Origin of the sequence: Streptomyces liliiviolaceus, assembly GCF_018070025.1 — a bacterium.
Classification (GTDB): Bacteria; Actinomycetota; Actinomycetes; order Streptomycetales; family Streptomycetaceae; genus Streptomyces; species Streptomyces liliiviolaceus.
Map to the genome: position 1 here is coordinate 7252401 of NZ_JAGPYQ010000001.1, position 15108 is coordinate 7267508.

The 15108-nt window shown below is 70.3% G+C and carries 11 protein-coding genes; 7 read left to right on the forward strand and 4 right to left on the reverse strand.

The window, feature by feature from the left end; translation table 11 throughout:
- Nucleotides 1-188 precede the first annotated feature (188 nt).
- The 4 genes from J8N05_RS31005 to J8N05_RS31020 all read left to right on the forward strand — a co-directional run bounded on the left by J8N05_RS31005 (nucleotide 189) and on the right by J8N05_RS31020 (nucleotide 4721).
- Nucleotides 189-1529 carry a jacalin-like lectin gene (locus tag J8N05_RS31005; RefSeq protein ID WP_210888745.1) on the forward strand — a complete coding sequence of 447 codons (1341 nt, stop codon included), beginning with the start codon at nucleotides 189-191 and terminating at the stop codon, nucleotides 1527-1529.
- 350 nt (nucleotides 1530-1879) lie between these two features.
- Nucleotides 1880-2497 (forward strand): TetR/AcrR family transcriptional regulator, encoded by a 618-nt coding sequence (locus J8N05_RS31010; protein WP_210888746.1) that lies wholly within the window; start codon nucleotides 1880-1882, stop codon nucleotides 2495-2497.
- Nucleotides 2498-2548: 51 nt separating this feature from the next.
- A complete protein-coding gene (locus J8N05_RS31015) occupies nucleotides 2549-3952 on the forward strand; it encodes a prenyltransferase/squalene oxidase repeat-containing protein (protein ID WP_247706574.1) in 1404 nt (467 codons plus the stop codon).
- Nucleotides 3953-3968: 16 nt separating this feature from the next.
- Entirely contained in the window at nucleotides 3969-4721 is a 753-nt protein-coding gene (locus J8N05_RS31020; RefSeq protein WP_210888747.1) for a hypothetical protein, read from the forward strand.
- On the opposite strand, the gene J8N05_RS31025 is transcribed toward J8N05_RS31020, so the two are convergent.
- The 4 genes from J8N05_RS31025 to J8N05_RS31040 all read right to left on the reverse strand — a co-directional run bounded on the left by J8N05_RS31025 (nucleotide 4708) and on the right by J8N05_RS31040 (nucleotide 8776).
- Entirely contained in the window at nucleotides 4708-5142 is a 435-nt protein-coding gene (locus J8N05_RS31025) for an NUDIX hydrolase (protein ID WP_210888748.1), read from the reverse strand. The genes J8N05_RS31020 and J8N05_RS31025 overlap by 14 nt on opposite strands.
- 61 nt (nucleotides 5143-5203) lie before the next feature.
- Complete coding sequence (locus tag J8N05_RS31030) at nucleotides 5204-6061, reverse strand: isocitrate lyase/PEP mutase family protein (protein WP_210888749.1); 858 nt, start codon at nucleotides 6059-6061, stop codon at nucleotides 5204-5206.
- Nucleotides 6062-6292: 231 nt separating this feature from the next.
- The gene (locus tag J8N05_RS31035; protein WP_210888750.1) at nucleotides 6293-7357 is read right to left on the reverse strand and encodes a rhamnogalacturonan acetylesterase; all 1065 of its coding nucleotides are present in this window, start codon (nucleotides 7355-7357) and stop codon (nucleotides 6293-6295) included.
- Between the two features lie 6 nt (nucleotides 7358-7363).
- Nucleotides 7364-8776, reverse strand: a complete 1413-nt coding sequence (locus J8N05_RS31040) for an RICIN domain-containing protein (protein ID WP_210888751.1) — start codon at nucleotides 8774-8776, stop codon at nucleotides 7364-7366.
- A gap of 347 nt (nucleotides 8777-9123) precedes the next feature.
- On the opposite strand from J8N05_RS31040, the gene mmuM reads away from it, so the two are divergent.
- The 3 genes from mmuM (at nucleotide 9124) to J8N05_RS31055 (ending at nucleotide 15073) form a co-directional block, all read left to right on the forward strand.
- Nucleotides 9124-10113 carry a homocysteine S-methyltransferase gene (gene mmuM / locus J8N05_RS31045; RefSeq protein WP_210888752.1) on the forward strand — a complete coding sequence of 330 codons (990 nt, stop codon included), beginning with the start codon at nucleotides 9124-9126 and terminating at the stop codon, nucleotides 10111-10113.
- Between the two features lie 326 nt (nucleotides 10114-10439).
- Nucleotides 10440-13298 carry a PQQ-dependent sugar dehydrogenase gene (locus J8N05_RS31050; protein WP_210888753.1) on the forward strand — a complete coding sequence of 953 codons (2859 nt, stop codon included), beginning with the start codon at nucleotides 10440-10442 and terminating at the stop codon, nucleotides 13296-13298.
- A gap of 17 nt (nucleotides 13299-13315) precedes the next feature.
- Nucleotides 13316-15073, forward strand: a complete 1758-nt coding sequence (locus J8N05_RS31055) for a ThuA domain-containing protein (RefSeq protein ID WP_210888754.1) — start codon at nucleotides 13316-13318, stop codon at nucleotides 15071-15073.
- Nucleotides 15074-15108 lie beyond the last annotated feature (35 nt).

Consider the following 15108-nt stretch of genomic DNA (forward strand, 5'->3'; position numbering starts at 1 on the left):
GGTGCGGTCGCGCGCTATGGAGACTCGATGCGAAACATGAACACCGGACGACATGGGAGTGAGCTGCGGGCGACTCCGGCACGGCGGCTCGCCTCTGCCGTCACCGTTCCCCCAACTGTCCTTGTAGACCAGACTAGTTGACTTCTCCGCTCCTCCGTTTTCTCTGTTGCCTGGAGGCATCCCCCACCATGAGAAGACTCATCGGCACCCTGCTCGCCGGCGCGCTGGCCGTCGCCGGGCTCACCACGGCCGCCACAGCCGCTCCCGCTCCTGCCCCCGCGGCTGCCGCCGCCCCCTCCTCCGGCACCTTCAACGTCCTCACGTACAACGTCGCGGGTCTCCCCGACGGGCTCAGCTCCGGCAACCCGGCGACGAACACCCCACTGCTCGCTCCCCGGCTGGGCGCGTACGACATCGTGAACGTCCAGGAGGACTTCAACTACCACGCGGCGCTGTACGCGGGCGACGACCACCCGTACCGTACGGCGACCAGTGGTGGTGTGCCCTTCGGTGACGGGCTGAACACCCTCTCGGACTACGCCTTCGAGGACTTCGAGCGGGTGCAGTGGGGGGCGTGCACGGGCACCAACTGCCTTACGCCGAAGGGGTTCTCGCTGGCCCGGGTGCGGCTCGCGGAGGGCGTCTTCGTCGACCTCTACAACGTGCACACGAACGCGGACGACACCGACGACGCCCTTGCTGCCCGGCGCGCCAACATCGAGCAGCTGTCGGACTTCGTCCAGGCCAACTCGGCCGGTAACGCGGTCATCGTCATGGGTGACACCAACACCCGTTACACCCGCTCGGGCGACAACATCCGTACCCTCGCGAGCGAGAACGGGCTGACCGACGCGTGGGTCCAGCTGGTGCGGGGCGGGAGCGCGCCCGCGCAGGGCAGTGACGCGCTCGTGTGCCCGACGACTGCGCCGACCAACTCCTGCGAGGTGGTCGACAAGATCCTCTACCGGGGCAGCAACCTGGTGAACCTCTCCGGGACCCGCTACAACAACGAGTGGGCGAAGTTCCTGGACTCGGCCGGGGGCAACCTCTCCGACCACTTCCCCCACACGGTCGACTTCTCGTGGACCCTTCCGGCCAAGCTCCGGGCGAGCGACTTCTTCGGCGGGCCGCACGGTACGGCGTTCAACGACGCGGACGACCTGCCGGGCGCGCCCTCGCCTCGTACGCTCACCCTGCGGGGTGGGGCGCGGCTGGACGCGGTGTCGCTCGCGCTCGACGGGGGTACGTCGGTGACGCACGGGGGTACGGGCGGTACGGGCGTCTCCCTCGCCCTCGCCGCCGGTGAGCACCTCACCTCGGTGAAGCTCACGCAGGGGCAGAAGGACGGTCGGACTCGGGTCTTCTCGGCGTCCTTCACCACGGACAAGTCCCGTACGGTGTCGGCCGGATCAGCCACGTCTGATGCGGTGACGTTCACGGCTCCGGCCGGGTGGCAGATCGCCGGCTTCACGGGCCGATCGGGCACGGAGATCGACAAACTGGGCGTCGTGTACGCCCCGCTCAACTGACACCGGCCCTTGCCGCGCCTGCGGGCCGGACGGGGCTGACCCAAAAGACTGCGCAGTTCCCCGCGCCCCTTAATGCCGGGCCGTTTGTCGCCTGCGGGCCCGGCGGGGGCTAGCCCAAAAGATTGCGCAGTTCCCCGCGCCCCTAAGTACCTGGGGGCGAGCGTCAAGAATTGCGCAGTTCCCCGCGCCCCTAGGCGCCTAGGGGCGCGGGGAACTGCGCGAAGGGGGGCGAGGGGGCGTAGCCCCCATGCGTGGACGGGGATGGGTAGGGGCGGCGGGGGCGGAATCCGTGCGAGGGGTGATCGCTACTCTTGAGGGCCTCTGCCCAAGACAGAAAGGGGCCCCCGAGAATGGCCCGTGCCGGACTCACCACCGCCCGGGTCGTCACCGCCGCCGCCGACCTCGCCGACGAAGCCGGCTACGAGCACGTCACCCTCTCCGCCCTGGCCAGAAAGTTCGGCGTCAAGGACGCGAGCCTGTACTCGCACGTCAAGAACCTGCACGACCTGCGCACCCGCATGGCCCTCCTCGCAGGCGCCGAGATGATCGACCGCATCGCCGACGCCGTGGCCGGCCGCGCCGGCAAGGACGCCCTGGCCGCCTTCGCCGACGCCTACCGCGAGTACGCCCTGGAGCACCCCGGCCGCTACGCGGCCACGCAGATCCGTATCGACCAGAGCCTCGCCGCCACCTCCCCCGCCTTCGTCCGCACCGCCGAGGTCACCCACGGAATGCTGCGCGCGTACGGCCTCGAAGAGCCCGACCTCACCGACGCGGTACGCCTGTTGCGCAGTACCTTCCACGGTTACTGCGCCCTGGAGGCCACCGGGGCCTTCGGCGCCTCCAGGGACGTACGGGCGTCGTGGGACCGGGCCGTCGAAGCCCTGCACGTCACGCTGGAGCACTGGCCGCGCGAACAACCAGCCGCGTCCCCGGCGCCAACCCCACACGTCCCGCCCACCACTTAGACTGGACGCTTCGCAAGTGCCACGTGCCGCCTTGGGGGGAGGAAGCGGACCTTGTCCCAACCGCAGCTCCGTCGCGGCCCGTTGAGACCGGATCCCGAGCCGCACATACCGCACGGGCCGCGCCCCGCCCGGCTCGTCCGCCGGCTGGGCGGACTCGGCGCCGCCGCCGCGGGCTACGCGGTGTTCCAGTCCCTGGTGGGTGTCCTGCCGGACAACATCGGTGGCCAGACCGCGCGTTACGCCATCGCCGTGGTCAGCGGACTCGGCACGGCCCTCGCGGCCTGGCTCTCCGCGGCCCTGCTCCGGGCCAGGAGTGACAACAACTCACCAGTTCCGAGCGGCCAGTTGATCGCCCCCGGGTCGGACCTTTCGGGCCCCGGCCCGCTGCCCGACCTCTTCTCCACCGCGTACGGCACGCTCGCCGAACAGATCTGCGTGGTCGACGACCCCGTACGCGGACGCCTCACCGGCTGGCCGCACTCCCTCGGCGAGAGCGGCCCCGGCCGGCCCACCTCCATGGGCACCGCGTACGGACTGCACATCATGCTCGACCTGGGGATGCCCGAGGGGCGGGTCGGCGCGGGCGACCTGATCGACACCTTGTGGCGGCTGCGCCTGCCGGACGGCGGCTGGTCGGCGCGTACACAGGGCTCCCAGGCCCGCCCGGAGGTGACCGCCCTGGTGCTGGGCGCACTGGCCCGGGCCGGAGCCTCACGGGAGCGGCTCGCCGAGGAGGTGGCGCACTGCGAGACGCGCTTCACCCACGAACTCGACCGCACCGGGCGCGAGTTGACGCACGTCCTGACGACCGTGATGCGCGGCCTGCTGCGTGCGGCGCCCGACTCCGCGGTGCTGCCCCTGCTGCGTGACTCGCTCGTCGAGGGCGCGGTCACCGATCCGCGCCGTGGGCATCACCGCTGCTGGGGATACCGGCTCGCGCCCCTGCACGGGCCGCCGTCCCCGCTGCACACGGCCCAGGCGGTGGTCGCCCTGGACCGCGCGGCCCGCGTCCTGGGCAGTGAGAGCGTCAACGCACGCGCCGCCCGCGAGGACGGTGTGCGCTGGCTGCTGGCCTGCCCGGACGCGCCGCACGACGCCTGCCTGGACCTGTCCAACCTCCGCGAGGACGTACGCAGGCCGCGCGTGGACGATCCGACCCACCACGAGGTCCTGAACGTACGGCACTTCACGGCCTCCTGGATCGTCCGCGCCCTGCTCACCCCCGGCGCCCTCGACGTCGCGCGCGAGGACGGCCTGGAGGACGAGTGGCGCGAGCGGCTGAACGGCGCGGCGAGCGCCGTGTACGCCGGGCAGAGCGACGGCATATGGACCTGGGTGCGCGACGACACCAACGAACTGCGCCGCCCCATGTGGATGACCTATCAAGGCCTTTCGGCACTGCGGGCGCATGCCGTATGGATGTATCAACCGCTGATCCAGCAAGCGAACGGCTGAGCCGGGAGGAACGTGCATGGGTGGCCGACAGGTCCTGGCGGCACGGCAACTGCTGACCGAGACACTGGACGGCGAACTGCCGGAACACGAACGGATGGCGGCGGCCCGCTCGGTGGTGGCCGAACTCGGCTCCCCCGAGCGCCTGTTGGAGCTGATCGCCGAACTCGCCTCCGGTGAGGGCGATCCGCCCGGCTGCGCCCGGCTCTCGTACCGCCATGTCCTCGGCTTCGACAAGCTCCTGCTCATCGACGACGGCCCACGTCACATGCTGCGCGCCCATCTGTGGCATCCGGGGCGCGGCGCGATCGGCAAGGAGGACATCCACAACCACCGTTCCCCGCTCGCCTCCTCCGTCGTACGGGGGCGGCTGGCGATGGAGCTGTACGCGCCGCGCGGTGACGTCCGCGGCGCCGACACCACGATCGATGGCGGGATCGAGGCGGACCGCTATCAGGAGTCGCTGGCGGACGGTTCGGCCGACTGGCTGCTGGAGCCCGCGGGTCCGGCCCGGCTGCGGCTGACCCAGGTCGCGGAGTACGCGGCGGGCAGCAGCTACGCCCTGCCCGCGCACACCCTGCACCGGGCGTGGTGCGACACGGCCGAGCCGACGGTGACGCTCTTCCTGGAGACGGGGAACGAACGGCGGCGGCACACCGACGTGTTCACGGCGGCGGGGCCCCACCCGGGGACCGTACCGAAGGTGCCGTTGGACGTGGACGACTATCTGGGCGAGCTCGACGCGCTGGCGGAGCTGCTCAGAAGTTCGTGAGGGCCTGACGCACGATGTCGGCGTTGTACTCGTCGATGTCGACGGTGTGCAGCTCGTCCGGGCTCAGCCAGCGGTGATCCTGGTCCGGCTCAGGGAGGGTGATGTGCCGGGAGAGCGGCCTGACCAGGAAATTGTCCTGCCAGTTCTTGGTCTCCTGCCCGCGGTACTCGCTCATGAAGGACGATTCGCCGACCTTCCGGACGACCTCGCCGAGCAGCCCGGTCTCCTCCTTGAGCTCCCGCAGCACCCCGTCCTCGGGGCTTTCGCCGGGCTCCAGCTTCCCGCAGGGGACGCCCCACACCCGGGGCAGGAACCGCTCGGTCTCGCTGCGGCGCACCAGCAGGACGAGGCCCTCGCGCATCACGACGGCCGCGGCCAGTCGCTTTCCACCCGTGCTGCCCGTACTACCGGGGATGTCCATGATTCCTGGGTCCCTCGCCGGTCGGAGTCCACAGAGCTTCATACCCACGAAAGCATCAACGCTACCAGGAAGCCCCCTCGGACGGGGTGGCTCCGGGCCGATCGGGACCCCCCGGACGAACCAGCGCCTGCACCTCGTCGTAGGTCGGCGCGGGTCCCTCGACGGGCAGCCCCGCCCTGATCAGCGCGGCCGTCTCCAGGGCCGTCCCCAGGGCCCGCCGGTAGAGGAGGGACCCGAGGCTGACCCGGCGAACACCCAGCTCGGCGAGGGCCGGGAGGGGCGGCCCCTGGGGTGAGTAGAGGATGTTGAGGGGTACGTCGACGGCTTCGACCAGGCCGGCGATCCGGGCCGGGTCGCTGAGCCCGGGGACGAACACACCGTCCGCGCCCGCCAGTTGATAGGCATCGAGGCGACGGATCGTCTCGCGTCCGAGTGCGAACCCTCTTCCGTCACCGTCGCCGTCGCCGTCGTCCAGCCAGTGGGTGTCCGTGCGGGCGTTGACGAAGAGCCCCGGCACGGCGGCCTTCACCGCGCCGATCTTCGCCGCGTGGAGTTCGGCGGGGGCAAGGGTGCCGTCGGGGCGGCCGTCCTCCAGGTTGATGCCGACCGCGCCCACGGCGGCGAGTTCGCGGGCCGTCCCGGCGACCTCGGCCGGGTCGTCGCTGAACCCGCCCTCGGCGTCGACCGAGAGGAGGAAGGGGCCCTGGCCCAGCGCCAGGGCCAACGCCAGCGTCGCGTCCCGGGTCGCCGCCGAACCGTCGGGCAGGCCCGCGGCGGCGGCGACCCCCAGACTGGTCGTGCCGATCGCCGCGAACCCCTGCCCGGCCAGGGCCGCCGCCGAGGCGTGGTCCCAGGCGTTGGGGAGAAGCAGCGGGGCGCCGGCGTCGGGGTGGTGCAGTGCGGCGAAGGTGGAAGCCATGACACCACGCTAGGACCGGAACGCTTCGGCCCCGGCCGAACCGTTCGGGCCTTCGCGCCCGGGCGAACCGTTCGGGCCGTTCGGGCCTTCGCGCCCGGGCGAACCGTTCGGGCCTTCGCGCAGAGCCCCGGTCGAACCGTCCCTGGGGCCGGGCGTGTACATCCGTGGGGCGACCCACGGATGTACACCTGAGACGCCCCGGTTCCGGTCGGGACGCCCCAGGCGTCAAGCTCACCTCACAAGACGCTCGGACACCAGGCCCTGGGCAAGGAGTTCGTCGCGGACGAGTCCGGCGTACGCCGTCGCGCCCCGTGCCGAGGTGTGGGTGTTGTCGCGCTTCTCGTCGTAGAGGTACAGCGCCTTGGAACCCTCGACGCCCAACGACTCCACCAGGGCCTTTGTCCTGGTCGTGAGGTCGATGAGGGGGACTTCGTGGGCCGCGGCGACCGAGCGGGTGACGGCCGGGTGGTCGACCCCGAGGCCGTTCACCAGCAAGGCTGTGCCGTTGTTCAGTGTGCCGTCGCTGTTGAACCAGCGACGGACGATGGGAGTGACCAGAACCGGACGGCCACCCTTTTCCCGTACGCCCGCGACGAGCGTTTCGAGATTCGCGCGGTACGTCGGCTCGTCCGTCTGCTTGTCGTTGTGGGCCAGCTGGACGAGGACCAGATCGCCCTTGCGAATGAGCGGCTGCACGGTCGCGAAGAGCCGCGGGTCCGCCAGGTAGGTGACCGTGCTCTCCCCGGAATCGGCGTAGTTGGCGACGGAGACGCCCCTGCGGAGGTACTGCGGGAGTTGCTGGCCCCAGCCGGAGTAGGGGTCGCCTGGCTGGTCGCAGACCGTGGAGTCGCCGACGAGGAAGATCTGCCGGGTGTGCCGGCCGGCCGCCGGGGTGACACGGATGTCGGCGAGCGCGGGCGCCGAGCCGCCGACGACCAGGTCGAGTCCTGCGGTGCCGTCGGGTCCGGTGGGCTCGCCCTCGGGGGTACGGACGTTCACGGTGAAGCCGCGGGTCACGGGCTCGCCCGCCCCGGTGGGCGTCTCGGCGAGCAGGGTGCGCCGGGTCTCACCGCTGATGGCGGTACTGGCCGCCTCCGCACCACCGAGCCGCACCCGTACGTCGTAGGTGCCGGGCGGCACATCGAAGTGGCAGGCGCCGTCGGTGCAGTTCTCCAGCCCCGGCCCCGGCCCCAGCCCTGGCCCCGGCTGCTGCGTCCGCGCGTGCGCCGGGGTGACGGACAGGGCCGCGGCGAGGGTCAGCGCAGCCAGCAGGGTGATCGACAGACGTTTCGCCACGACCCCTCAACTCCCCCTGGTCCACTGCTGGTTCGTCGCCCCGTTGCAGGTGTACGTGATGAGCGCGGCGGAGTCCGCGGTGGACGCGCCGTTGACGTCCAGGCACTCGCCGGTGGCGCGGGACTTGATGTTCACGTAGGAGCCGGTCGTGGTGAGCGACCACTGCTGGGTGGTGGCCGAACCACTGCAGTTCTCCTGCGTGACGGTGCTCGCGTTCTCCTGCACGCACAGGGAGCTGCCCCGCACGGCCAGCTGGTAGTAACCGCTGCCGACCGACTTGAACCAGTACTTCTGGTTGGTGCCGCCGTTGCAGGTGTACTGCTTGATCTGGGCACCGGCCCACAGCGACTGACTGGTCACGTCGGCGCACTTGGAGGAGTGCCGGGCGATGAGCGAGTTGTACGTGGCGCTCGTCCCGGTGACGGTCCCGGCGGCCGTGTCGACGGTGATCTCCGGCGACCAGGACATGGACATCGTGGTCGAGCTGGGGAAGCTCAACGGCAGCCAGACGTAACGGGAGTCGTTGACCGTACCGCCGAAGGAGTTGCCCCAGCGGTCGCCCATGTAGAGGTACGAGGTGCCCGAACTCCCCTGCACGGGCAGGACGAAGGCGGTCTGCGAGTTGTACATCGTCGAGTCGCCGACGTTCGCCATCGCGGTCCAGGGGCCCGAGAGCGAGGTCGCCGTCGCGTACTGCTGCTGGTTGGCGCTCCAGCCCGTCGCCCCCGAAGTCAGCATGAAATAGACGCCGTTGCGCTTGAAGAGGGCCGGGGCCTCGCGGTGGCCGCCGTGCCAGGGGTCGGCGACCAGGCCGGCGATACCGGTGTAGTCGGCGGTCAGCCGATAGATCTGCAGGTCGTAGTTCTCACGGGCGGCCGAGACCATGTATCCCGCGCCGTCCGTGTCGACGAAGACCGTGATGTCACGGGACATGTGCGTGCCGAGGGGGCGGAAGCTGCCCTGCCAGGTGTAGGTGCCGTCGACCGTGTCCGACACGGCGACCGCGGCGCGGGCCTCGCCGTAGTCGACGCCGTTCTCCTTGTGCATCCACATCACGAACTTGCCGGTGGACGCGTTGTACATGACCTTGGGCCGCTCGATGTTCGCGGTCGCCAGTTCCGAGTTGCTCGACTGGGTCAGGACGTGGTTGCGGAACTCCCAGTTCTTCAGGTCCGTGGAGCGGTAGGCGTCCACGTACCGGAAGGTGTTGTCGGAGTTCCGGTTCTCCCCGAACCAGTAGTAGTACGAGCCGACCTTGACGACTCCGCCGCCGTGGGCGTGCACGGGGCTGCCGTTGGTGTCGGTGAACTGCGTGCCGTTCGCGACGGTCTGGGCGGCGGCCTGGGCCGGGCCCGCGGTGCCGAGGGCACCGGCGAGAGCCAGACAGAGGACGAGGAGTACGGCGTACAGGCGTCTCATCTCGGACACGCTCCTTCGGGGGATGGCGGTCTCGGGGTGGGGGGACACAAAAGCGAACAGAAGCGTTCGGCATTTCGCACAACATCTGTCATCCCGAACGCCGAAAAGGTAAGGGCGTGTTACGGGCAGGTCAACGGGTCGGGAGGGATCCGGAGGAACCTCTGCCGGAATCGACGCCGGATGCGGTGACGACCGCACCACCCTGGAGAACCTCCTGAACTGGCCGGACCTGAGTCGAGCGTGGCGGAGCGCGACAAGGTGGCTGCCGCCCCGGACGCCACCGGTCGCACCGATCTTCGGGTTGTGTGCGCGTGCCTCGCGTTCGGGGATTCGGTTAGCGTCGATGCATGACCAGCGACAGCTCCCCCGGCGCAGCGGACCGTTCCCTCGTCGATGTCCTTGTCGGCGGTGGTGGAACCGTCGTTCTCGATGGCGGTCTGTCCAATCAGCTGCGGGCCGGCGGGCACGATCTGAGTGACGAGTTGTGGTCGGCTCGGCTGCTCATGGAGCAGCCCGAGGCGATCACTGAGGCGCACCTCGCGTACTTCGAGGCCGGTGCGGATGTCGCGATCACTTCCAGTTATCAGGCGACCTTCGAGGGCTTCGCGCGGCGTGGTGTCTCCCGCGAGCGGGCGGGCGAACTGCTTGCGCTGAGTGTCGGACTCGCGCGGGAAGCCGCCCGGCGGGCCGGGGCGAAGGGCGTGCGCGGGCCGTTGTGGGTGGCGGCGTCCGTGGGGCCGTACGGGGCGATGCTCGCGGACGGGTCCGAGTACCGGGGGCGGTACGGGCTGAGCGTGGGTGAGCTGGAGCGTTTCCACCGGCCCCGGGTGGAGGTGCTGGCCGAGGCCCGCCCCGATGTCCTGGCCCTGGAGACCGTGCCCGACGTCGACGAGGCCCGGGCTCTGGTGCGGGCGGTGCGCGGACTCGGGGTGCCCTCGTGGCTGTCGTACAGCGTCGCCGGTGGGCGGACGCGGGCCGGGCAGTCGCTGGAGGAGGCGTTCGCGGTGGCCGCCGACGCCGACGAGGTGATCGCGGTCGGCGTCAACTGCTGCGCTCCCGAGGACGTGGACGCGGCGGTGGCGACCGCCGTGCGGGTCACCGGGAAGCCGGTCGTCGTCTATCCGAACAGTGGGGAGACCTGGGATGCGGGGGTGCGGGGGTGGAGCGGGCGCTCCACGTTCTCGCCGGAGCGGGTTGTGGGGTGGGAGCGGGCGGGGGCGCGGTTGATCGGCGGGTGTTGCCGAGTGGGGCCGGGGGCGGTTTCCAGGATCGCCCAGGCGTTGAGGGCGGGGCCCGCCTCTGGGCAGGGCTCCGCCCCGGGTGGGGTGGAGCTGTAGTCGCGGGTCTGCGGGCCGGTGGGGGCTGGTCGCGCAGTTCCCCGCGCCCCTTACGGGGCTCTGGTGGACGTCGGCGCAGCCCGGCGCCCCTTGCAGGGGCCCTGCCGGGCCCCTCGGTTCCGTCACTTTGTCCTCGGTGGGGAAAAAGTGTTGGGAAGTTGTGCTCGATGGGTTACGGGCGTCGACAAAGGTCGCTAACTTCCTTGAAATGAACCGGTCATAGCGCTCGCTGCGACCGGTCACGACGGCGCGACGGCGCGCGCCTGTGCACCGCTTGGCAGTCCGGTCAGGGCTGTCGTCATCCCACCCCACCATGGGAGACCTCTGTGCGCACGAAACCGATCGGACACAGACGTGTCCGTCATCTGCTGACCGCCGCGGCCGTCGCCGTCGGCTGTCTGCTGCCCATCTCCCCGGCCGCCGCGCACCCCGCGCGATCCGCGGATCCGGCCGACGGACCAAAAGCCGCCGCCGTCGAGTTCCAGCAGGTCACGCTCGCCAAGGGCGTGGCCGAGACGGGCGAGCCCATGACCCTGGCGGTGCTGCCGGACCGCTCGGTCCTGCACACCTCCCGGGACGGCACGCTCCGTCTGACGAACGCGGCCGGAACCACCTCCGTCGCAGGCAAGTTGGACGTCTACAGCCATGATGAGGAAGGGCTGCAGGGTGTCGCCGTGGACCCCGGCTTCACCTCCAACCGGCTGATCTACCTGTACTACGCGCCCACGCTCAGCACGCCCTCCGGCGACGCCCCCTCCGACGGCAGCGCCGCCGACTTCGCCCCCTTCGACGGGGTCAACCGGCTGTCGCGGTTCGTTCTGAAGACCGACGGCACCCTCGATCTCGCCAGCGAGAAGAAGATCCTCGACGTGCCGGCCTCCCGCGGTCTGTGCTGCCACGTCGGCGGCGACATCGACTTCGACGCGGCGGGAAACCTGTATCTGTCCACCGGCGACGACACCAACCCGTTCGCCTCGGACAGCTACACCCCCATCGACGAACGCCCCACCCGCAACCCGGCCTTCGACGCGCAGCGTTCCGCGGGCAACACCAACGACCTGCGCGGCAAGGTCCTGCGGATCAAGGTCAACGCGGACGGGTCGTACTCGATACCGAGCGGCAACCTCTTCCCCTCCGGAACCGCGAAGACCCGCCCGGAGATCTACGCGATGGGCTTCCGCAACCCCTTCCGGATGAGCGTCGACAAGGCCACCGGCATCGTCTACCTCGGTGACTACGGCCCCGACGCGGGCACCGCCAGCCCCACGCGCGGCCCCGGCGGGCAGGTGGAGTTCAACCGGATCACCAAGGCGGGCAACTTCGGCTGGCCGTACTGCACCGGCAAGAACGACGCCTACATCGACTACAACTTCGCCACCGGCGCCTCCGGCTCCGCCTTCAACTGCGCGGCGCCCACGAACAATTCACCCCACAACACCGGTCTGACCAGCCTGCCCGCGGCCCAGCCCGCCTGGATCCCGTACGACGGCGCGTCCGTCCCGGAGTTCGGCAACGGCTCGGAGTCCCCGATGGGCGGCCCGGTCTACCGTTACGACGCCGGCTCCACCTCCGAGGTGAAGTTCCCGCAGGAGTACGACGGCGACTTCTTCGCCGGTGAGTTCGGCCGCCGCTGGATCAAGCGCATCGAGTCCGGCACCGACGGCACCGTGCAGTCCATCAACTCCGTGCCCTGGACCGGCACCCAGGTGATGGACATGGCCTTCGGCCCCGACGGCGCCCTGTACGTCCTCGACTACGGCACCGGCTACTTCAACGGTGACGCGAACTCCGCGCTGTACCGCATCGAGCATGTCACGGGCGGGCTCGCCCCGACCGCGCAGGCGAAGGCGAACGTCACCTCGGGCACGTCACCGCTGGCCGTCACGTTCTCCTCGGCCGGCAGCACCGACCCGGACGGCGACGCCCTGGGCTACGCCTGGAACTTCGGCGACGGCTCCACCTCGACCGCCGCCAACCCCTCCCACACCTACACGACCAACGGCCAGTACACGGCCACGCTGACGGTCACGGACAGCACCGGCAAATCCGGCAGCGCCTCCGTGCAGATCACGGTGGGGAACACCGCGCCCACGGTGAAACTGGACCTGCCCCTGGACGGCAGCATCCACGACTTCGGCGACGCCATCCCGTTCAAGGTGACGGTGACGGACCCCGAGGACGGCACGATCGACTGCTCGAAGGTGAAGGTCACCTTCATCGTCGGACACGACAGCCACGGCCATCCGCAGACCTCGGCCACCGGCTGCACGGGGACGCTGCAGACCCTGGCGGACGGCGAGCACGATCCCAACGCGAACATCTTCGGTGTGCTCGACGCCGAGTACACCGACAAGGGCGCCGGCGGCCAGCCCGCGCTGACCGCGCACGACCAGCACGTCGTCCAGCCCAGCCACCGGCAGGGCGAGCACTACGGCGACTCCTCGGGCGTCGACGTCGTCTCCCACGCCCCCGCGCACGGCGGCAAGACCGTCGGCAACATCGAGAACAACGACTGGATCTCCTTCAAGCCGTACGCCCTCGGCAACGCGACGCGGTTCACCGCCCGGGTCTCCTCGGCGGGCGCGGGCGGCACCATCGAGGTCCGCGCCGGTTCCACGACCGGCACCCTGCTCGGCACGGCGACCGTGCCGGTGACCGGCGGCTGGGAGACCTTCCAGGACGTGACGGCCGCGCTGAGCAACCAGCCGACCGGCTCCACCTCCCTCTACCTCGTCTTCAAGGGCGGCAGCGGCGCGCTCTTCGACGTGGACGAGTTCTCCTTCACCACCTCCGGCGGCGCCGCCCGCACGGGTGAGGTGAAGGGCGTGGGCGGCAAGTGCCTGGACATCGACAACGCCCAGACCGCCGACGGCACCAAGGTCCAGATCTGGACCTGCAACACATCGGCCGCCCAGAAATGGACCGTCGCAGCGGACGGCACGTTGAAGGCGCTCGGCAAGTGCCTGGACGTGAGCGGCGGAGGCAACGCCGACGGTACGAAGATCCAGCTCTGGACCTGCAACGGCAGCGCCGCCCAGGTCTGGGCCGCCCAGTCCGACGGCACCGTCCGCAACCCGCAGTCCGGCAAGTGCCTCGACGCGTCCGGCGGCACCTGGAACGACGGAACCGCCGTCCACCTGTGGACCTGCCACGCCCAAGCCAACCAGAAATGGACCCTGCCGTAGGAGGGAGGAGACCGACCATGCGTACTTACCTCAAAGCTGCCCTCGGCCTGTTCGCCGGTGCCGCACTCTGTCTGACCCCGCAGGCGGCCGCGCTGCCCGGCGCGGCGAGCCCGTCCGTCACCGCCGAGGCACCGCCGCTCGCGGCGGCCGACCCCGCGTACAAGATCCTCGTCTTCTCCAAGACGGCGGGTTTCCGTCACGACTCGATCGACGAGGGCATCGAGGCCCTGCGCGGCCTCGGCGGCGCGAACAACTTCACCGTGGACGCGACAGAGGACGCCGGGACCTTTACGACCGGCAACCTCGCCCAGTACAAGAGCGTCGTCTTCCTGTCGACGACGGGTGACGTGCTGAACGCCGCCCAGCAGACGGCCTTCGAGAGCTACGTCCAGGGCGGCGGCGGATACGTCGGCATCCACGCCGCCGCCGACACCGAGTACGACTGGCCCTTCTACGAGGGTCTGGCGGGCGCGCTCTTCCACTCGCATCCGGCGATCCAGTCCGCCACGGTCAAGGTGGAGGACCGGGCGCACGACGCCACCGCCCACCTGGGCAGCACGTGGCAGCGCACGGACGAGTGGTACAACTACCGCACCAATCCCCGTACCACCGCCCGTGTCCTGGCCTCGCTCGACGAGTCCAGCTACTCGGGCGGGAACATGTCGGGCGACCATCCGATCGCCTGGTGCAAGGACTACCAGGGCGGCCGGGCCTTCTACACGGGCGGCGGACACACCGCCGAGTCGTACGCCGATCCCGCCTTCCGGCGCCACCTCCTCGGGGGTGTCCGCTGGGCCTCCGGGATGACCGACGCGGACTGCCGCCCGGAGACCGGCTACACGTCCCTGTTCGACGGCTCGTCCACCACCGGCTGGAAGCAGGCCGGTCCGGGGCAGTTCAGCCTCGCGGACGGCACCCTCACCTCCGTGGGCGGCATGGGGCTGTTCTGGTACAACGCCCAGGAGTTCACCGGGGACTACTCCCTCAAGCTCGACTGGAAGATGGCCGGGGACGACAACTCCGGGATCTTCATCGGCTTCCCGGCCTCCGACGACCCGTGGTCGGCGGTGAACAACGGCTACGAGATCCAGATCGACGCGACCGACTCGGCGGACCGCACGACGGGTTCCGTGTACGGCTTCAAGTCCGCCGACCTCGCCGCGCGGGACGCGGCACTGAACCCGCCGGGCGAGTGGAACACGTACGAACTGCGGGTCACCGGCGAGCGGTTGGAGATCTTCCTCAACGGGCGGAAGATCAACGACTTCACCAACACCGATCCCGTACGGAGTCTGCGGCAGGGGCACATCGGACTGCAGAACCACGGCGACGGTGACGACGTGTCGTTCCGCAACATCCGGGTCAAGCGCGACGGCGGGCAGCAGCCCGGGCCCCGTACGGGTGAGGTGAAGGGCGTCAACGGCAAGTGCCTGGACATCGACAACGCCCAGACCGCCGACGGCACCAAGGTCCAGATCTGGACCTGCAACACCTCCGCCGCCCAGAAATGGACCGTCGCAGCCGACGGCACGTTCAAGGCGCTCGGCAAGTGCCTGGACGTGAGCGGCGGAGGCAACGCCGACGGTACGAAGATCCAGCTCTGGACCTGCAACGGTTCGGGCGCCCAGACCTGGGCCGCCCAGTCCGACGGCACCGTCCGCAACCCGCAGTCCGGCAAGTGCATGGATGCCTCGGGAGGCACCTGGAACGACGGGACCGCCGTCCACCTGTGGACCTGCCACACCAACGCCAACCAGAAGTGGACCCTGCCCTGACCGCACCTGACTCGACCCGGCGCATCTGAGGTCTT